19 protein-coding genes and 1 pseudogene are annotated in these 16806 nt (G+C 73.1%); 7 read left to right on the top strand and 13 right to left on the bottom strand.

Annotated elements, in window-relative coordinates; translation table 11 throughout:
- Positions 1 to 9: 9 nt before the first annotated feature.
- The 3 genes from IE244_RS08810 to IE244_RS08820 all read right to left on the bottom strand — a co-directional run bounded on the left by IE244_RS08810 (position 10) and on the right by IE244_RS08820 (position 3580).
- Positions 10 to 1278, bottom strand: coding sequence for an MBL fold metallo-hydrolase (locus tag IE244_RS08810; protein WP_229854019.1), 1269 nt, complete (start codon positions 1276 to 1278; stop codon positions 10 to 12).
- Positions 1275 to 2531, bottom strand: a complete 1257-nt coding sequence (locus IE244_RS08815) for an aminotransferase class I/II-fold pyridoxal phosphate-dependent enzyme (RefSeq protein ID WP_191872248.1) — start codon at positions 2529 to 2531, stop codon at positions 1275 to 1277. The genes IE244_RS08810 and IE244_RS08815 overlap by 4 nt, the downstream gene beginning before the upstream one ends.
- 218 nt (positions 2532 to 2749) lie before the next feature.
- Positions 2750 to 3580 carry a hypothetical protein gene (locus tag IE244_RS08820; RefSeq protein ID WP_191872249.1) on the bottom strand — a complete coding sequence of 277 codons (831 nt, stop codon included), beginning with the start codon at positions 3578 to 3580 and terminating at the stop codon, positions 2750 to 2752.
- Positions 3581 to 4052: 472 nt separating this feature from the next.
- Here IE244_RS08820 and IE244_RS08825 point away from each other — a divergent pair, with 472 nt between their 5' ends.
- Genes IE244_RS08825 through IE244_RS08840 form a run of 4 tightly spaced genes read left to right on the top strand, consistent with a single transcriptional unit; the run spans position 4053 to position 7448 of the window.
- Complete coding sequence (locus IE244_RS08825) at positions 4053 to 5858, top strand: thiamine pyrophosphate-requiring protein (protein ID WP_191872250.1); 1806 nt, start codon at positions 4053 to 4055, stop codon at positions 5856 to 5858.
- Positions 5859 to 5875: 17 nt separating this feature from the next.
- Complete coding sequence (locus IE244_RS08830) at positions 5876 to 6253, top strand: DUF2795 domain-containing protein (RefSeq protein ID WP_191872251.1); 378 nt, start codon at positions 5876 to 5878, stop codon at positions 6251 to 6253.
- Positions 6250 to 6900: a diguanylate cyclase gene (locus IE244_RS08835; RefSeq protein ID WP_191872253.1), complete on the top strand. Its 651-nt coding sequence runs from the start codon at positions 6250 to 6252 to the stop codon at positions 6898 to 6900. Before IE244_RS08830 ends, IE244_RS08835 begins: the two co-directional genes overlap by 4 nt.
- A 5-nt stretch (positions 6901 to 6905) precedes the next feature.
- Positions 6906 to 7448: a type 1 glutamine amidotransferase domain-containing protein gene (locus tag IE244_RS08840; RefSeq protein ID WP_191872254.1), complete on the top strand. Its 543-nt coding sequence runs from the start codon at positions 6906 to 6908 to the stop codon at positions 7446 to 7448.
- Positions 7449 to 7511: 63 nt separating this feature from the next.
- Here the strand turns inward: IE244_RS08840 and IE244_RS08845 are convergent, their stop codons facing one another.
- The 3 genes from IE244_RS08845 to IE244_RS08855 form a co-directional block, all read right to left on the bottom strand.
- Entirely contained in the window at positions 7512 to 7799 is a 288-nt protein-coding gene (locus IE244_RS08845; RefSeq protein ID WP_031168141.1) for a DUF6158 family protein, read from the bottom strand.
- A 153-nt stretch (positions 7800 to 7952) separates the two neighbouring features.
- Positions 7953 to 9572, bottom strand: coding sequence for an ABC-F family ATP-binding cassette domain-containing protein (locus IE244_RS08850; RefSeq protein WP_191872255.1), 1620 nt, complete (start codon positions 9570 to 9572; stop codon positions 7953 to 7955).
- A 103-nt stretch (positions 9573 to 9675) separates the two neighbouring features.
- A complete protein-coding gene (locus tag IE244_RS08855) occupies positions 9676 to 10332 on the bottom strand; it encodes a histidine phosphatase family protein (protein ID WP_191872256.1) in 657 nt (218 codons plus the stop codon).
- Positions 10333 to 10413: 81 nt separating this feature from the next.
- On the opposite strand from IE244_RS08855, the gene IE244_RS08860 reads away from it, so the two are divergent.
- The 3 genes from IE244_RS08860 (at position 10414) to IE244_RS08870 (ending at position 13073) form a co-directional block, all read left to right on the top strand.
- The gene (locus IE244_RS08860; protein WP_191872257.1) at positions 10414 to 11916 is read left to right on the top strand and encodes a bifunctional phosphatase PAP2/diacylglycerol kinase family protein; all 1503 of its coding nucleotides are present in this window, start codon (positions 10414 to 10416) and stop codon (positions 11914 to 11916) included.
- 122 nt (positions 11917 to 12038) lie between these two features.
- On the top strand, positions 12039 to 12860 hold the full coding sequence (locus IE244_RS08865; protein WP_191872258.1) for a class I SAM-dependent methyltransferase: 822 nt from the start codon (positions 12039 to 12041) through the stop codon (positions 12858 to 12860).
- A gap of 42 nt (positions 12861 to 12902) precedes the next feature.
- Complete coding sequence (locus IE244_RS08870) at positions 12903 to 13073, top strand: hypothetical protein (RefSeq protein ID WP_031168150.1); 171 nt, start codon at positions 12903 to 12905, stop codon at positions 13071 to 13073.
- Positions 13074 to 13080: 7 nt separating this feature from the next.
- On the opposite strand, the gene IE244_RS08875 is transcribed toward IE244_RS08870, so the two are convergent.
- From IE244_RS08875 to IE244_RS08905, 7 genes and pseudogenes are all read right to left on the bottom strand, one after another.
- On the bottom strand, positions 13081 to 13362 hold the full coding sequence (locus tag IE244_RS08875) for a gas vesicle protein K (protein ID WP_191872259.1): 282 nt from the start codon (positions 13360 to 13362) through the stop codon (positions 13081 to 13083).
- Positions 13363 to 13427: 65 nt separating this feature from the next.
- Positions 13428 to 13601: pseudogene (locus IE244_RS08880) on the bottom strand (gas vesicle protein); the annotation flags it as partial.
- Positions 13598 to 14359: a GvpL/GvpF family gas vesicle protein gene (locus IE244_RS08885; RefSeq protein WP_191872262.1), complete on the bottom strand. Its 762-nt coding sequence runs from the start codon at positions 14357 to 14359 to the stop codon at positions 13598 to 13600. The gene IE244_RS08885 and the pseudogene IE244_RS08880, both read right to left, overlap by 4 nt.
- Complete coding sequence (locus IE244_RS08890) at positions 14356 to 14691, bottom strand: gas vesicle protein (protein ID WP_031168158.1); 336 nt, start codon at positions 14689 to 14691, stop codon at positions 14356 to 14358. The genes IE244_RS08885 and IE244_RS08890 overlap by 4 nt, the downstream gene beginning before the upstream one ends.
- Entirely contained in the window at positions 14688 to 15851 is a 1164-nt protein-coding gene (locus tag IE244_RS08895) for an SRPBCC family protein (RefSeq protein WP_191872264.1), read from the bottom strand. The genes IE244_RS08890 and IE244_RS08895 overlap by 4 nt, the downstream gene beginning before the upstream one ends.
- Positions 15848 to 16546 (bottom strand): DNA primase, encoded by a 699-nt coding sequence (locus IE244_RS08900; protein ID WP_191872266.1) that lies wholly within the window; start codon positions 16544 to 16546, stop codon positions 15848 to 15850. Before IE244_RS08900 ends, IE244_RS08895 begins: the two co-directional genes overlap by 4 nt.
- Positions 16546 to 16806, bottom strand: coding sequence for a gas vesicle protein GvpG (locus IE244_RS08905; RefSeq protein ID WP_191872268.1), 261 nt, complete (start codon positions 16804 to 16806; stop codon positions 16546 to 16548). The genes IE244_RS08900 and IE244_RS08905 overlap by 1 nt, the downstream gene beginning before the upstream one ends.

Below are 16806 nucleotides of genomic sequence, written 5' to 3' on the forward strand. Positions count from 1 at the left end.
GGGGACGCCTCACTCCAGAACCTTCGAGGCTCCCACCGGCAGATCCCACAGGTCCGTTCGTTCCAGACCCTCCTTCTCCCAGGCCGCCCGTACTCTGGTCAGCGGTTCGAGGACCGGTTCGGCCGAGAGGACGAAGGTGCCCCAGTGCATGGGTGCCATCCGGCGGGCGCCCACGTCCAGGGTGGCCCGGACGGCTTCCTCGGGGTCGCAGTGGACGTCGCGGAGCCACCAGCGGGGGTCGTAGGCGCCGATGGGCATGAGGGCGAGGTCGATGCCGGGGTAGCGGCGGCCGATGCGGGAGAACCAGTGGCCGTAGCCGGTGTCGCCGGCGAAGTAGAGGCGCTGTCCGGCGGTGTCGGTGAGGACCCAGCCGCCCCAGAGGCTGTGGCAGGTGTCCCTGAGGGTGCGCTTGGACCAGTGGTGGGCGGGGACGAAGTCGAAGCGGACGCCGGCGAGTTCGGCGCCCTCCCACCAGTCCAGCTCGGTGACGCGGGTGAAGCGGCGGCGGCGGAACCAGCGGGCGAGGCCGGCCGGTACGAACACCGGGGTGGCGCGCGGGAGTTGTCGCAGGGTGGGGGCGTCGAGGTGGTCGTAGTGGTTGTGGCTGATGACGACGGCGTCGATACGCGGCAGGCTCTCCCAGGGGACGCCGACGGGGGTGATGCGGGCGGGTGTGCCGAGGATCCGGCGGGACCAGACGGGGTCGGTGAGGACGGTCAGGCCGCCGATCCGGATGATCCAGCTGGCGTGTCCGGCCCAGGTGACGGCGAGGGTGCGGGTGTCGACGCGGGGCAGCGGGGCGGGTGCGCAGGGGAGCCGGGGGATGTCGGTGAGGCCTTCGGGGCCGGGGCGTACGGCGCCTTCGCGGGCGAAGCGGGCGAGGGCCTTGAGGCCGGGGAGGGGCGCGGTGAGCCGGTCGTGGAAGGTGCGTGGCCACACGCGGTGTTCGCCGAGGGGGCGGGGCTCGGCCAGCGGTGGGAACGGGGCTGGTGAGGGGTCGGGCCCGCGGGCGTCCCGGCCCGGTGCGGTCTTCGTGGTCGGGGCGGGTGCGTGGGCCGGTGCGGCCGTCGCGGTGGGCACGCTGGCCGTGGCCGTCGTAGCTGTCGTGGTCGTCGTGGTCGCCGTGGCTGTGGTGGTCGTCTTGGTCGCCGTGGCTGTGGTGGTCGTCGCGACCGGTCCCGGCCCGTGCGACGCAGGGTCGTACCTCTCGGGCCCGGCCGTCTCCGGCTCGGTCGTCTCCGGCTCATGCGTCTCGGGCTCATGCGTCTGCTGCGTCATCGAGGAGGCTCCCATCGCTGAGCGTCGTCGCGGAGATCGTCGAGGAGCGCCGTCAAGCCGATCAACGCGCTGTGCACATGCGGCAGTTCCAACGGCGCGGGGGAGGTGAGGCATTCCGCGCGCTCCTCGTCCGTGCCGCCCAGCAGGGGGCCCGTGGCGAGCCGGACGCGCAGCGCGCCGAGGTCGTCGCCGAAGCGGTGGCCACCGGGGGCGGGCATACCGAGGCGGGCGGTGAGGAGGTCCTCCAGCTCCTGGGCGTCACCGACGCCTTGTGCGGCGAGGGGTTCGCGCAGCGGGCCGAGGTCGGCGTACAGGTGGCGGCCGGCCTGCGGGGGCCGGGCGAGAGCGCCGGCGGCGACGACGGCGGCGTGCGCGGCGGCGGCCACGCACGCGTGCAGGCGTACGACGGCCTCGCGGCGCTCGGTGACGGGCGGGGGTTCGTCGAGGGCGTAGCCGGCGGCCGCGGCGACCGGAGCGGCCACGCGGGCGCCGAGCGCGGTGAGGATGTCGAGCACGCGCGCGTGGAGGTGGCGTCCGGGCTCGGTGGCCGGGAAGCGGGCGACGGCGGCGGGCCAGCCGGGCGGCAGCAGGGATCCGGCGAGGTCGGTGACGACGGTGACCAGGTCGGGCCGCATCTCGGCGGGGCTGAGCAGGACGTTCTCGTGGGGGCGGTGCACGGTGTCGCGCCAGGTCTCGTCGCTGACCAGGTGCAGGCCCTCGGCCGTGGCGGCCTCGACGGTCTCGTGGAGCAGTTCGGGCGGGGCGACGGTGGCGGTGGGGTCGTCGGCGACGGACAGGACGAGCAGCCGGGGGTCGCCGCCCTCGGTGCGGACCCGGCGGACGGTCTCCAGCAGGGCGTAGGGGTCGGGGACGCCGCCACTCTCGGCGGGGGTCGGCACGTGGTAGGCGGGCCGGCCGAGGACACGGGCGTACGGGGCCCACCAGGCGGCGCAGGGGCGCGGGACGAGGATGTCGGCGCCGTCCCCGGCGAGTGCGGCGGTGAGGGCGAGCAGCAGCGCGGGGGCGCCGGGGCCGGCGGCCACCTGGTCGGGGACGGTGGGCAGGCCGCGCCGGGTCCAGTAGCCGCAGGCCGCTTCGAGGAGGGCGGGGGCGCCGCCGACCGGCTGCGCGTCGGTGCGGCTCGCCGCGGCGGCGAGTACGGCGGTGAGTTCGGGGAGTACGGGCAGACCGTCGCCGGGGAGGGGCGGGCCGTAGCGGACGGGGCCGTGCCCCTCGGGGTCCGTCCGCCGCATGTCCGCCTCCGCGCAGGCCGGGTGCCGGGTGCCGCCGGGTCGGCCGCGGTGCGGCCGGGGCGGGCTGTGTCGTCGTGGGCTGCTGTGTGGTGTGGGTCCGTGGCCGGTGGTGTTCGTGGCCGGTGGTGCCGGTGGGGGTGGGAGCCGCTTGCCGGTGTCCTTGTGAGGGTGTGTACCCGCCGGGCGGCCGTCCATGGGAGTGAAGACCGTTGCCCCGGTCACACGTCCGTGGGCCGGTTTGCGGGGGCGCGCCGGCGGCCGTACAGCCGGTAGCCGGCGCCGCCGCAGGCCGCGGCGAGGAAGGCGGCGCCGCCGGCGAGGGCCGGGACCGAGTCGGTGAAGGTGCCTCCCTGGCCGGCCTCGACCCCGTGCTGCACGGTGGCCGGGTCGCATCCGTCGCCCTCATGGCCCTTCCGGTCGCCGGAGCCGCCGCAGCCAGGGCCGTCGTCGGAGCAGTCCGCACCCCCGGCGCACTCGTGGCCGTCGTCCTGGCACTGGCCGCCGTCACGGCACGGGTTCCGGCCGGAGCAGGCGTCCCCCGCCTGGCAGCTCACGCCGCCCCCGCAGTCCTCCCCGGCCCTGCAGCCCGCACCACCACCCTGGCAATCCTCCCCCGCCTTGCACCCCACACCACCACCCAGGCAGTCCTCCCCGGCCCCGCAGCCCGCGCCCGCACCCCCGCCCCCACCCCCGCAGTCCTCCCCCGCCTTGCACCCGGTTCCGGCCGTGCCCGGGCAGGACTCCGGGCTGCGGCAGCCGTCGCCGTCCTCCTCGCAGGGCTCGTTCGCCCGGCACGGGGTGGCGCCGTCGTCGCAGGGTGCGGCGGCGGTCGCGCAGGTGAGGGCCGCGCCGCACTGCTGGGGCGCGGCACACGGGGCGGTGCCGGTGTCGCGGGCGGCGGTGTGGGGCGGGGACTCGGTGCCGGCGCTCTGGGGCGGGGCGCCGGTGCCGGGGCCGGCCTCGGCACCGGCGGGCGCGGCGGGACCGGCCAGGGCGAACGCGGCGCCGGCTATGAGGGCTACGGACAGGGCGCGGGCGGTGCGGCGCATGGGGTGAACTCCTCGGCGGGCACGGCGGGGCGGTCGGCGGCGGCGCACCGGACACCGATACGGCAGGGCATCGGACACCCGTACCGCAGGGGCCGGTACCGCAGGGGCACCGGGCACCGGTACCGCAGTGCGTCCAGCACCGGTACCGCAGCAGTACGCGGGCACCGGTACGGCAGTACGTGCAGCACCGGTACCGCACTACGCGGGCACCGGTACCGCAGTACGTCCGGTACCGGTACGGCACCCCGGGCACGGGGTGTGCCCTCGCTGCCATCACAGCCCCGCGGGCGCCGTGGCGCGCGCGGCCGGCCCCCATTCGCGGGACGGGGTGGGCCGGCCGGGTGACAGCCGCCGCCCGCCGGTCCCGTGCCCGCGCTCCGGCGGGGTTTCCGAGGTTTTCCGTCCCGTGCGCAGGTGACTCGGTATCTGCTGACCGGATCGTCCGCTTCGCACCTCACCGGGAGGTTCCTCCATGAGTACCAAGGTCTCCGACCACATCCTCGAACGCCTGCGCGCTTGGGGTGTGGAACAGGTCTTCGGCTATCCGGGGGACGGCATCAACGGGCTGCTCGCCGCCTGGGGCCGTGCCGAGGACAGGCCGCGGTTCATCCAGTCCCGGCATGAGGAGATGTCCGCGTTCGAGGCGGTCGGGTACGCGAAGTTCGGCGGCCGCATCGGGGTGTGCGCGGCGACGTCGGGGCCGGGCGCCATCCATCTGCTCAACGGCCTGTACGACGCCAAGCTGGACCATGTGCCGGTGCTGGCGATCGTCGGCCAGACCAACCGCACCGCGATGGGCGGCTCCTACCAGCAGGAAGTCGATCTGCACACGCTGTACAAGGACGTCGCCTCGGACTTCGTGGAGACGGTGACGGTGCCCGAGCAGCTGCCGAACGTGCTGGACCGGGCGATCCGCACCGCGTACGCCCGCCGCTCCCCGACGGCGCTGATCATTCCGGCCGATGTGCAGGAGCTGGACTACTCGCCGCCGACGCACGAGTTCAAGATGGTGCCGTCGAGCCTGGGCATGAGCGACTACACGGCGACCCCGACGGACGAGGCGCTGCGCCGCGCGGCGGACGTGCTGAACGAGGGCGACAAGGTGGCGATCCTCGTCGGGCAGGGCGCGGCCGGTGCGGTCGCGGAGGTGCAGGAGATCGCCGAGCTGCTCGGCGCGGGCGTCGCCAAGGCGCTGCTCGGCAAGGACGCGCTCAGCGACGAACTGCCGTACGTCACCGGGCCGATCGGGCTGCTGGGCAGCCGGCCGTCGTACGAGCTGATGCGGGACTGCGACACCCTGCTGACGATCGGGTCGTCGTTCCCGTACACGCAGTTCATGCCGGACTTCGGCAAGGCGCGCGGGGTGCAGATCGACATCGACCCGCACATGATCGGCATGCGCTTCCCGTACGAGGTGAACCTCGTCGGCGACGCGCGGGCGACGCTCGCGCGGCTGATCCCGTTGCTGCGCAGCGACCGGGGCGGGCGCGAGTGGCAGGACACGGTGTGCGCGAACGTGAAGCGCTGGCACGAGACGATGGAGCGGCGGGCCGGGCTGTCGGCCGACCCCATCAACCCGGAGTACGTGGCCCGGGCGCTGGACCCGCTGCTGCCGGACAACGCGATCCTCACCTCGGACTCCGGTTCGGTCGCCAACTGGTACGCGCGGCACATCACGATGCGGCCGGGCATGCGCGGTTCGCTGTCCGGGACGCTGGCGACGATGGGGCCGGGGGTGCCGTACGCGATCGGTGCGAAGTTCGCGCATCCGGACCGGCCGGTGTTCGCGCTGGTCGGGGATGGCGCGATGCAGATGAACGGCCTCGCGGAGATGATCACGGCGGCGAAGTACCGGGACCGCTGGTCGGATCCGCGGCTCGTGGTGGGGGTGTGGAACAACCGGGACCTGAACCAGGTGACCTGGGAGATGCGGGCCATGCAGGGCGCGCCGTCGTTCCTGCCGTCCCAGGAGATCCCGGACGTGCAGTACGCGGCGTTCGCCCGTTCGCTGGGTCTGACGGGGATCCGGGTGGAGAAGCCCGAGGAGGTGGAGGCGGGCTGGCGGGCGGCCCTGGAGGCCGACGGGCCCGCGGTGATCGAGTTCCTCACCGACCCCGCCGTACCGCCGATCCCGCCGCATGCCACCTGGGAGCAGATGGAGGCGACGGCCGCGTCGATCCTGAAGGGCGACGCCGACCGCGGCTCGATGATCAGGCAGGGGCTGAAGGCGAAGGTGCAGGAGTTCCTGCCCGGCGGCAAGGACAAGGACAAGCGCTAGCTCCTGTGGAGGAAGACATGCAGCGAGGCAGTGACCGGCTGAGCGTCCACCGGGACGACGAGATGAAGCACGAGCTGAAGGGGATGCTGAGGTCCGGGCATCCGACCCGGGTCGAGGAGTGGCACGATCCGGAGCCGGCCGCGGACGACGACCCCGAGGTCTGGAGCGGGCCCGTGGGCGGACTGGGTTCGCCGGCGTCGCTGGAGCGGGTGCGGGCGGAACTGGCCCGGATCCTGAGCCGCAGTTGCTTCCCGGCGACCGCACATGACCTGGCGCGGATGCTGCGCCGGCGGAACGCGCCGGCCGCGCTGGCCGACACGGTGGCAGCGTTGCCGCACTCGGCCCGCTACGACAACGTGCAACAGCTGGCCGAGGCGCTGGCGGCCCGCGGATGAGCCGGGGCCAGGCGGCCGAGATAGCGCACGGCGCCGACGTCGACGTCGATGTGGCGACCACCCGGTTCCTGCTGTACGGGCTGCTGCCCGCCTGGTTCCTGCCGGGGCTCGCCGACTGGGCGATGCACCGGCGCACCCGGATCGAGGAGACCGCGGGGACGAAGGAGTCGTTGATCCACGCGCTGATGATGGCGCAGGTCGGTCTGCCGATCGCGCTGACCCTGCGCTACCGGGTCAATCCCGCGCTGCTGAGCGTGCAGCTGGGGGCGGCGGCGGTGCACGAGGCGACCGCGCTGTGGGACGTGCGGACGGCCGTCGACAGCGACCGGGAGGTCAAGCCGGTCGAGCAGCACATCCACAGCTTTCTGGAGTCACTGCCGTTCGGCGCTCTGGCCTCGCTGATGTGTCTGCACGCCGGCCAGGTGCGGTCGCTGCTGCGGGGCGGGCGGGGGGATCCCGGCGCCTGGCGGCTGCTGCCGCGCCGGCGCGCGCTGTCACCCGGCTATCTGGCGGGTATCGGCGTGGCGATCGGCGCTTTCGTGCTGCTGCCGTACGGCGAGGAGCTGCTGCGCTGCCGGCGTGCGGCCAGGCGGCGGGCCCGTGCCGAGCGGGTGGCGCCGGGGAAGAGGAAACGGAAAGGGAACTGAGCATCATGCGTATCGCGTTTCTCGTGGCGCCCGAGGGCGTCGAGCAGGTGGAGCTGACCGAGCCGTGGAAGGCGGCCTCGGACGCAGGGCACGAGCCGGTGCTGGTGTCGACGGCGCCGGGGAAGGTCCAGGCGTTCGACCATCTCGACAAGGCGGACACCTTCGACGTGGACGAGGTGGTGGGCGAGGTGTCGGCGGGGTCGTTCGGCGGTCTCGTGCTGCCCGGAGGGGTGGCCAATCCGGACTTCCTGCGGATGGACGACAAGGCCGTGGCGTTCGTGAAGGACTTCTTCGACCAGGGCCGTCCGGTCGCGGCGATCTGTCACGCGCCGTGGACGCTGGTGGAGGCGGACGTCGTACGGGGCCGGGTGCTGACGTCCTGGCCGAGCGTGCGGACGGACATCCGCAACGCGGGCGGCACCTGGGTGGACGAACAGGTGAAGATCTGTGACCACGGCTCCAACCAGTTGGTGACCAGCCGCAAGCCGGACGATCTGAAGGCGTTCTGCGACGCGTTCCTGCACGTGTTCGCCGGTGAGCCCGGCTGACCGGCGATGTCCCGTACGCGGGCCGGCCCGCGCGGGCCGGCCCGTTCGCCGTGCGGGCGTCGGTCAGGTGCCCGGCACGCCGGGGCTCGCCGTCTCGCCGCAGCCGCGCTCGCGGGCGCCCTCACGGGTGCGTCCGGCACTCACCAGGCGGCGCGGATTGCGGCGCAGGTACTCGCCCTCCAGCTGTGCCATGCGCTCGTTGTGGGCCCGGAGCGCGTCGTTCGAGGCGTACAGCAGAGTGTCGTGGCGCGTACGGTGGATCGTCTCCAGCTCCTTCATGAGCTGTTGGTCGTCCAGCCGGCTGGGGTCGACTCCGGTCATCGTGGTGCCCCGCTCGTCGTGTTCGTTCATGGGGTACGGGTACCCGCCCGGCACGCACAGCCCCCGAGCGATTTCCGGGAGGAATCCATGGAGCTCGCGGTCCTGGGTCCACTGTACGAACATCCGGGGTCGTGAGCCCGACGAGGCCCCTGCCCCCGCGGCGGGTGCGGTACCCGGCCCGCCTCAGCGGGAGCGCGACACGCGGCGTTCGTCCCAGACCGGTTCCGATGTCTCGCGGACGCGGCCGTCGCTGCCGAAGACCAGGAAGCGGTCGAAGGAGCGGGCGAACCAGCGGTCGTGGGTGACGGCGAGAACCGTGCCCTCGAAGGCCTCCAGCCCTTCCTGGAGGGCCTGTGCCGACTCCAGGTCGAGGTTGTCGGTCGGCTCGTCCAGGAGCAGCGCGGTGACGCCCGCCAGTTCCAGCAGCAGGATCTGGAAGCGGGCCTGCTGGCCGCCGGAGAGCCGGTCGAAGGCCTGCTCGGCCTGCTGGGTCAGTTCGTAGCGGCGCAGCCTGGACATGGCCGCGCCGCGGTCCTGGGAGTGCTCCTTCCACAGGATGTCGAGCAGGGGGCGGCCCTGGAGTTCGGGGTGTGCGTGGGTCTGTGCGAAGTGGCCGGGCACGACGCGCGCGCCCAGCTTCCACGCGCCCGTGTGCGCGACGTCCTCGCCGGCCAGCAGGCGCAGGAAGTGCGACTTGCCGGAGCCGTTGGAGCCGAGGACGGCGACCCGTTCGCCGTAGAAGACCTCCAGGTCGAACGGTTGCATCAGGCCGGTCAGTTCAAGGGCCTCGCAGGTGACGGCCCTGACGCCGGTACGGCCGCCCTTCAGGCGCATGGTGATGTCCTGCTCGCGGGGCGGCTCCGGCGGCGGGCCCGCCTCCTCGAACTTGCGCAGGCGGGTCTGGGCGGCGGCGTACCGGGAGGCCATCTCGTGGCTGACGGCGGCGGCCTGCCGGAGGTTCAGGACCAGCTTCTTCAGCTGCGCGTGTTTCTCGTCCCAGCGGCGGCGCAGTTCCTCGAAGCGGGCGAAGCGTTCCCGGCGGGCCTCGTGGTAGGTGCCGAAACCGCCGCCGTGCACCCAGGCGTCGGCGCCGGCCGGGCCGGGCTCCACGGAGACGATCTTCTCGGCGGCGCGGGCGAGGAGTTCCCGGTCGTGGGAGACGAACAGGACGGTCTTGCGGGTCTCCCGCAGCTGTTCCTCCAGCCACCGCTTGCCGGGCACGTCGAGGTAGTTGTCGGGCTCGTCCAGCAGCAGCACCTCGTCGGTGCCGCGCAGCAGCGCCTCCAGCACGAGGCGTTTCTGCTCGCCGCCGGACAGGGTGCGGACCAGGCGCCACTGGGCCTTCTCGTACGGCACGCCGAGGGCGGCGGTGGTGCACATGTCCCACAGGGTCTCGGCCTCGTAGCCGCGGGCTTCGGCCCAGTCGGCGAGGGCCTGCGCGTAGGCCAGCTGGGCGGCCTCGTCGTCGACGGTCATCAGGTCGTGTTCGGCCCGGTCGACCGCCTGGGCGGCCTCGCGGATGCGGGGCGGGGCGACGGACACCAGCAGGTCGCGTACGGTCGTCTCGTCGCGTACGGAGCCCACGAACTGGCGCATCACGCCGAGGCCGCCGCTGACGGTGACGGTGCCGGCGTGGGGCTTCAGCTCGCCGGAGATCAGCCTCAGCAGGGTCGTCTTGCCGGCGCCGTTCGGGCCGACCAGGGCGACGGCGGCGCCCTCGCCGACCCGGAAGGACACGTCTCCGAGCAGGGTCCTCCCGTCGGGGAGGTGGTACTCGAGGTGCGCGGCTTCCAGGTGTCCCATGGGCAGGCATTCTCCGGGTCGGCTCGGGGGAACGGCAAACTGATATCAGGCGGCGGGACGGTGACGGGGGTGGCGGCGGGCGCCGTCCCGCCTGGTCGCGCCGCTATCGCGCCGTCTGCACGGGCTCCCCCGCCGGGCCGCCCTCCCCGGCCGGTTCCACCGTGGCGCCCTGCCAGGACAGGGCCTTCCAGCCGTCGGACGGGGATCCTTCGACGACCACCACGCCGGTGTTCTTCAGGGGGTGGGCGGCGGCGAAGGCGACGTCGACGTCGGCGGCGCGGGCGGCGGCCCACAGGCGGATCGCGGCGCCGTGGCTGACCATGGCGACGGTACCGGCCCCGCTCGCGGCGGCCTCGGCGATCACGGCGTCGTACCGGGCGAGGACCTCCTCGCCGCTCTCCGCGCCGGGGACGCGCGGGGTGGTGTCGCCGGCCGCCCAGGCGAACACCGTCCGCATGTACCGGCGTCCCTCGGGCGATTCGCCGGGCAGCATCTCCAGGTCGCCGGCGGACACCTCGCGGATGCCGTCGCGGACGAGCACCGCAAGGCCCCGGGCCGCGGCGAGCGGTGCGGCGGTGAGCTGGGTGCGCAGCAGTGTGGAGGCGTACAGGGCCTCGATGTCCTCGTCCGCGAGCGCCTCGGGCAGCGCGGCGGCCTGCGCCTCGCCGAGCGGGGTCAGCCCCGGTCCGGGCACGGCGGTGTCCAGCAGGTGGTCCACGTTGGACGGGGTCTCGGCGTGGCGGACGAGGAGCAGGCGCATCCGGGGGAACTCCTTACGCGCCGGCCGGGCATCCGGTGCCGGCCGGCACAAGAAACGGGCACTTCAGGGTAACCGCACCCCATGAGCGCAGACCTGGACCTGACTGACCGGACGACCACCCCGAAAGTCCGCGGCCCGCTGTGCCGGCTGCTCGATCTGGACGGCCGGCTGTTCGAGGCGGCCGCCGCCTGGCACTGGCCGGGCGCCGAGCGGGTGCTTCCCCGGCTCAGCCGCGGCGCGAACCACGGGGTGCTGTGGTTCGCGACGGCCGCCGCGATGGCCGCGACCCGCACCCCGAGGGCCCGCCGGGCGGCCCTGCGGGGTCTGGCCTCGCTCGGCGTGGCGTCGCTGACCATCAACACGATCGGCAAGCGCTCGGTGCGCCGGGCCCGGCCGGTGCTGGACCCGGTGCCGCTGGTACGGCAGCTGACGCGGCAGCCGATCACCACGTCCTTCCCGTCCGGGCATGCCGCGTCGGCCGCCGCCTTCGCGACCGGGGTCGCGCTGGAGTCCCCGGCCTGGGGCGCGGTGGTGGCGCCGGTGGCGTTCTCGGTGGCGGCCTCGCGGGTGTACACGGGTGTGCACTTCCCGAGTGACGTACTGGCCGGGGCGGCGTTCGGCGCGGGGGCGGCCTTCCTGGTGCGGCGGCTGGTCCCGACCCGCGCCCAGGTGCGGCGCCAGGCCCGGCCGCGTGCCGAGGCACCCGCGCTGCCGGAGGGCGAGGGTCTGGTGATGGTCGCCAACCGGGCCTCGGGCACCGCCGACCGGGTCCGGGCGCTGCAGGGCGCGCTGCCGAAGGCGGAGGTCGTCGAGTGCGCGCCGGAGGAGGTCGGTGACGCGCTGGCGAAGGCGGCGGCCCGGGCCCGGGTGCTGGGCGTGTGCGGCGGTGACGGCACGGTGAACACCGCCGCCGGGATCGCCCTGCGGCACGGCCTGCCGCTCGCGGTGCTGCCCGGCGGCACCCTGAACCACTTCGCCTACGACTTGGGCGTGGAGGACGAACGTGATCTGGTGCGTGCGGTCCGGCACGGCGAGGCGGTACGGGTGGACGCGGCCCGGTACGACACCGGCGACGGCGGGGGGCTGTTCCTGAACACGCTGAGCCTGGGGGTCTACCCGGAGCTGGTGCGCGAGCGGGACCGCTGGTCGCACCGCATCGGCGGCTGGCCGGCCGGGCTGCTGGGCGCGCTGCGGGTGCTGCGCGCGGACCGGCATCCGCTGGAGGTGGAGCTGGCCGGGCAACGGCGTCCGCTGTGGCTGCTGTTCGTCGGCAACGGTGTCTACCACCGCATGGGGTTGGCGCCCGGCCGGCGCACCGATCTCGCGGACGGGCTGCTGGACGTGCGGGTGGTGCACGGCGGCCGGCGGCCGGCGCTGCGGTTGCTGGCCGCCGCCGCGGCGGGCCCGCTGACCCGTTCCCCGGCCCATGCGGCGGTGCAGGTGAACCGGCTCCGGCTCACCGGGATCGCGCCGGGCACCCCGCTGGCCTACGACGGCGAGGTGACGGCGGTGTCGGGCGAGGTGACCCTGCGGAAGCTGCCCGAGGCCCTGACGGTCTACCGCCCCCTGCGCCCCGGGATCTGACGCACCACCTGACACCCTGTCAGCCCACATGGCGAAACGCGCATCTCATCATTCGGCACGGGCGCGTACGGTGAGGCCTACTGACCCGCCGTGACCGGCGACGAGGGTGAAGGGGAACAGTCATGCCGAAAGCGCAGGAGACCGCCGTCTACACGCACGGGCACCACGAGTCGGTGCTGCGTTCGCACACCTGGCGCACCGCCGAGAACTCCGCGGCCTACCTGCTCGGCTCCCTGAAGCCCCACATGAGGATCCTGGACATCGGCTGCGGCCCCGGGACCATCACCGCCGATCTGGCGGAACGGGTCCCCGACGGCCATGTCACCGGCGTCGACCACGCGCCGGGCGTCCTGGAACAGGCCCGGGCCACCGCCGCCGCGCGCGGCCTGGCCAACGTGGACTTCGCGGTCGCCGACGTGCACGCCCTGGACCATCCGGACGACACCTTCTGCGTGGTCCACGCCCACCAGGTGCTCCAGCACGTGGGCGACCCGGTGCAGGCACTGCGCGAGATGCACCGGGTGACGCGGCCGGGCGGGTTCATCGCCGTGCGCGACGCGGACTACGCGGCCATGACCTGGTATCCCGCGGTGCCGGGACTGGAGGACTGGCTGGACCTGTACGGGCGGGTGGCCCGCGCCAACGGCGGCGAGCCCGACGCCGGACGCCGGCTGAAGGCCTGGGCGCTGGCCGCCGGACTGCGGGACGTCACCGCCACCTCCAGCACCTGGACGTTCGCCACGCCCGCGGAGCGGGCCTGGTGGAGCGGCCTGTGGGCGGACCGCACCCTGGCCTCCGCCTACGCGGACCGGGCCACCGAGGGGGGTCACGCGACGCCGGAGCAGCTACGGGCGGTGTCCGAGGCCTGGCGTGCGTGGGGCAGGCGGGAGGACGGCTGGTTCGCGGTCCTGCACGGGGAGATTCTGTGCCGTAAAGAAGTCTGATTCATGAAATTCGGGAAACCCGGACCGCAGGAGGTTCACACTATGGTTCCCATCCTGCTGGTACTGCTTCTGGCGCTGATTCTTTTCGGGGCCGGATTCGCGGTGAAGATTCTCTGGTGGATTGCCCTGGCGGTGCTCGTCATATGGCTGCTGGGTTTCCTGGTCCGCAGCACGACCGACGGCGGCGGCAGGGGCCGCTGGTATCGGTGGTGACGTGAGGTCAGTCGCGCGGAAGCAGCGGCCCGAGCGGCCCGAGGTCCAGGTTCAGGTCCTCGGGCCGCAGCCCGTAGCGCTCGCGCAGCTCGGCCATCCGGTCCTCCAGGAGCATCAGGGTGAGCCCGATCCGCTCCTCCTGCTCCTCGCTCAGCTCACCGGTGTCGAAGCGGCGCACGGCCTGCCGCTCCATGAGCTGGCGCAGCAGTTCCACGACGGTGAGCACCAGTTTCACCAAGTCCCGCTCGACCGTGTCGGGTTCCAGGTCGAGTCGGTTGCGCGGGGTCACAGGGCCTCCTCGGGCTCGCAGGGCGACACGGCCTTCCCTGGCCCGCAGGGCGGGGGAAGCAGCTCGAAGGGCGAGGGGACCGACTCGTTCACCGAGCTGATCAGGGCGTTCAGATCGATGCGGACGAGGTCGACGTCCGCGATCCTGAGGGTGATGTCGCCGGTGATGACGACTCCGCCGGCCAGCAGCCGGTCGAGCAGGTCGACGAGGGCGATCTCGCGCCGCTCCACGACGGTCACGACTGACCCTCCCCCGTGAACGAATAGGCGGCCCACGGCCCGGTGAGTTCCACCCGGATTCCGGGTGCCTCACCCTTTGTCCGGTCCACCGTTTCCACGAATTCCTCGGAATGCTTACGGGGCACCAGATAAGCCGCGTTGAGGACGTTCTGGCCGGGCGTCGTGGAAAGCGTGGAATTCTGCGGAGGGTGCAGTCGGGAATCCTCGGCGTATCGGCACAGGCGCTCGTGCAGCGACCCGGCGAACGCCTCGGCGCGCTGCCACCTGTCCTCCTGGGCATGGGTGCTCTCGCGCCGCCGGCGCAGATAGTCCCGGCCGCTCCCGGGCCGCGCGGCGACGGCGGCCGCGGGCTCGGGGGGCTCGGGGTCCAGGTAGACCTTCACGCCCCACTCCACCCGCCCCTCCAGCCGTTCGAGGGTGCGCCGGAAGTCGTCCTCGCGGGCCTCGATCATGGAGCGCACCCCGCTGCAGTCCCGGAAGACGGTCCCGAGCCGCAGCGGCAGCGGGGTGGTGACCGTGGTGAGCGCGTCGATCACGCCCTGGTGGGCGCGGGCGGTCGCGGCCAGCCAGTCCAGGTCCTCCAGGTGGGCCTTGAGGGCCTCCTCACCGAAGTCGGCCTCCGGGACCTGACTGACGACCGCGACCAGGCCGTGATGGTGCAGCAGCCCCGGCGGAGCGCCCCCGATGCCTGTGAGCTGGGACTGCAGGGGCGTCCCGAAAGGGCGGCAGACGGCGTAGACGTAGCGCAGTCCTGTCATGGGGCCTCCTTCGGCACATGGCCCGGCTCCAGCTCCTCCAGCCGGGCCAGGCGTTCTCTGAGCTCGGCGTTCTCCCGGGTCAGCTCGTCACGGCGGGCCCGGGAGGAGAGCGCCGGGTCCGTCTCCCACCAGTCGATGCCCATCTCCTTGGCCTTGTCGACCGAGGCGACGATGAGCCGCAGCTTGACGGTCAGCAGTTCGATGTCGAGGAGGTTGATCCGGATGTCTCCCGCGATCACCACACCCTTGTCGAGCACACGCTCCAGGATGTCGGCGAGATTGGCTCCGCTGCTGTGACCGTACGGCTCGGGGAACCGGCTGGGCGTCGTCATCGACGGCTCCCGCGCCCGGCGTACTCGGGCTCTTCTTCCTCCTCATCGGCGTACTCGTCCTCTTCCCCGGCTCCCTCCTCGTCCGGCCCTTCCTGCTCGTCCTCGTACTCCTCGCCCTCCTCGTCGGGCTCCTCCTCGTCCTCGTACTCCTCCGGCTCGTCCCGGCCCTCGTACTCCTCGCCCTCCTCGTCCTCCTCGGCCTCCTCCTCGGGTCCTTCCTGGTCCTCCCGGTCCTCGTCCTCTTCCTCGTCCTCGCCGCGCGGCTCCTCGGACTCCTCCTCCTCCGCCACCGCGTCCTCGTGGCTGCGGACCACCTCGCCGTCGCGGATCTCGCCGCGCCAGCCGTCCTCCGCCTCTCCCTTCAGGGTGATGAAACGGGCGAAGTTCTTCAGGTCCAGCCTGACCCGGCGGCCCTGCGCGCGCCACAGATTGCCGGTCTTCTCGAACAAACCGCTCGGGTAGTACTCGATGACCAGCAGGATCCGGGTGAGGTTCTCGCCGAGCGGGTGGAAGGTGACGACGCCCTTGGTGCTGCCCTTGGCACCCTGCGACGTCCACTGGATGCGCTGGTCGGGGAACTGCTCGGTGGTGTGCGCCTTCCAGCTCCGGCTGGACCAGAAGATCTTGGCCTGCCAGTCGGAATGGGTGTCGTCGGCGCGGTTCGCGCTCTTGACGCCCTTGGCGAAGGTGGAGAAGTCATGGTATTGGGTCCATTGGTCGTAGGCGGTGCGCACCGGCACGCCGACGTCGATGGACTCGATGATGACGGTGGGCTTGTTGCCGCCCCCGCCCTTCTTCTTCCCGCCCCCGAGGTTCTTGACCGCGTCCATCACGTTCTCCTTGACACGGGACGCGCCGAGTTCCAGAGCGGAGCGCAGCGGGCCCTTGCCCTCGGCGAGCTTGCGGCCGCCGTCGAGTGCCAGCTTGGCGAAACCGGGGCTGTTGCCCTCGGCGATGTCGTTGAGCTTGAGGGTGGTCTCGCCCAGCTTGCGGCCGAGGCCGGTGAGCAGCCGCTGGGCCTGGGCGGACAGGTATTCCTGGGCCTCGGCCTTGAGCCGGTCGGCGGCCTCGCTGTGGGCGAGGTCGGTGAGCGGGTTGTCCTTGGCCGCGCCCGTGGCCTTGCCGGCCGTGGACGTGGCCGACCCGAGGGTCTCGGTCATCGGTCGTCACCGCCCTTGGACTGCCGGGCACCGGCCGTCTTCCGGCCGGTCGTCTTGCGGGCAGCACCGGTCTTGCGGGCAGCACCGGTCTTGCGGGCCGCCGCCTTCTTCGCGGGGGCCGTCTTCCTCGTCGCGGCCTCCCTGGCGGAGGCCTTCTTCGACGGCGCCTTGCCGGCCGCCGTCTTGCCGGCCGGCTTCTCCTGCCCGGCCTCGCGGTCACCGTCCTCGCGCGCCTCGCGGTCACCGTCCTCGCGCGCCTCACGGTCACCGCCCTCGCGCGCCTCACGGTCACCGTCCTCGCGCGCCTCACGGTCGCCGTCCTCGCGGGCCTCGCGGTCGCCGTCCTCCTGCTCCTCGTCGGAGCCGGCCTCGGGCAGGGCCCCGGACAGCTGGTCGCGCACCTGGGCGGTACGGTCGTGCAGCCGGTCGGCGAGCGCGCCCATCTGCCGTTCGACCATGGCCCCGGACGCGGCCTTGCCGACGCCCCGCAGGTCCTCGCGCAGCTGATCGCCGATCTCCTTGAACTGCGGATTGTCGCGCAGCTGCTGCCGCGCCAGGTCCGCGAGCGCCCCGGGGCCGAGGTTCAGCTTCTTGCCCGCGACCAGGGAGCCGACCGCGAGTGCCATTTTCAGTTTCTTCGTGCGTCCCAGCAGGTATCCGGCCCCTATGGCGAGGCCCATTGCCGTGCGGTTCATCATCGCGTCCCGTCGCCAGTGGTGTCGCCGGAGCGCAGGGCGATCTCCAGCCGGTCGAGCAGCTCGTCCTCCTGCCGGTCGAACTCCTCCTCGGTGATCTCACCCGCCTCCAGCTGCTCTTCGAGTCGGGCGAGCTCGGCCCGTACGGTGGCGGGGTCGTAGTAGATCCGTTCCGCCTCGCGGAGCACCTGGCCGATCGCCCAGCCGCTGCCGCGCACCGGTGCGAACGGCAGCAGCAGCACCTCCTTGATCAGTCCCAT

Origin of the sequence: Streptomyces filipinensis (assembly GCF_014649495.1) — a bacterium.
Taxonomy (GTDB): domain Bacteria; phylum Actinomycetota; class Actinomycetes; order Streptomycetales; family Streptomycetaceae; genus Streptomyces; species Streptomyces filipinensis.

Bases quoted from the DNA above. Each gene is read 5' to 3' on its own strand.
- IE244_RS08845 (WP_031168141.1), bottom strand. From the start codon at position 7,799: ATGAACGAACACGACGAGCGGGGCACCACGATGACCGGAGTCGACCCC.
- IE244_RS08835 (WP_191872253.1), top strand. From the start codon at position 6,250: ATGAGCCGGGGCCAGGCGGCCGAGATAGCGCACGGCGCCGACGTCGAC.
- IE244_RS08840 (WP_191872254.1), top strand. From the start codon at position 6,906: ATGCGTATCGCGTTTCTCGTGGCGCCCGAGGGCGTCGAGCAGGTGGAG.
- IE244_RS08855 (WP_191872256.1), bottom strand. From the start codon at position 10,332: ATGCGCCTGCTCCTCGTCCGCCACGCCGAGACCCCGTCCAACGTGGAC.
- IE244_RS08895 (WP_191872264.1), bottom strand. From the start codon at position 15,851: ATGACCGAGACCCTCGGGTCGGCCACGTCCACGGCCGGCAAGGCCACG.
- IE244_RS08820 (WP_191872249.1), bottom strand. From the start codon at position 3,580: ATGCGCCGCACCGCCCGCGCCCTGTCCGTAGCCCTCATAGCCGGCGCC.
- IE244_RS08900 (WP_191872266.1), bottom strand. From the start codon at position 16,546: ATGAACCGCACGGCAATGGGCCTCGCCATAGGGGCCGGATACCTGCTG.
- IE244_RS08890 (WP_031168158.1), bottom strand. From the start codon at position 14,691: ATGACGACGCCCAGCCGGTTCCCCGAGCCGTACGGTCACAGCAGCGGA.
- IE244_RS08850 (WP_191872255.1), bottom strand. From the start codon at position 9,572: ATGGGACACCTGGAAGCCGCGCACCTCGAGTACCACCTCCCCGACGGG.
- IE244_RS08870 (WP_031168150.1), top strand. From the start codon at position 12,903: ATGGTTCCCATCCTGCTGGTACTGCTTCTGGCGCTGATTCTTTTCGGG.
- IE244_RS08885 (WP_191872262.1), bottom strand. From the start codon at position 14,359: ATGACAGGACTGCGCTACGTCTACGCCGTCTGCCGCCCTTTCGGGACG.
- IE244_RS08860 (WP_191872257.1), top strand. From the start codon at position 10,414: ATGAGCGCAGACCTGGACCTGACTGACCGGACGACCACCCCGAAAGTC.
- IE244_RS08865 (WP_191872258.1), top strand. From the start codon at position 12,039: ATGCCGAAAGCGCAGGAGACCGCCGTCTACACGCACGGGCACCACGAG.
- IE244_RS08810 (WP_229854019.1), bottom strand. From the start codon at position 1,278: ATGACGCAGCAGACGCATGAGCCCGAGACGCATGAGCCGGAGACGACC.
- IE244_RS08905 (WP_191872268.1), bottom strand. From the start codon at position 16,806: ATGGGACTGATCAAGGAGGTGCTGCTGCTGCCGTTCGCACCGGTGCGC.
- IE244_RS08815 (WP_191872248.1), bottom strand. From the start codon at position 2,531: ATGCGGCGGACGGACCCCGAGGGGCACGGCCCCGTCCGCTACGGCCCG.
- IE244_RS08830 (WP_191872251.1), top strand. From the start codon at position 5,876: ATGCAGCGAGGCAGTGACCGGCTGAGCGTCCACCGGGACGACGAGATG.
- IE244_RS08825 (WP_191872250.1), top strand. From the start codon at position 4,053: ATGAGTACCAAGGTCTCCGACCACATCCTCGAACGCCTGCGCGCTTGG.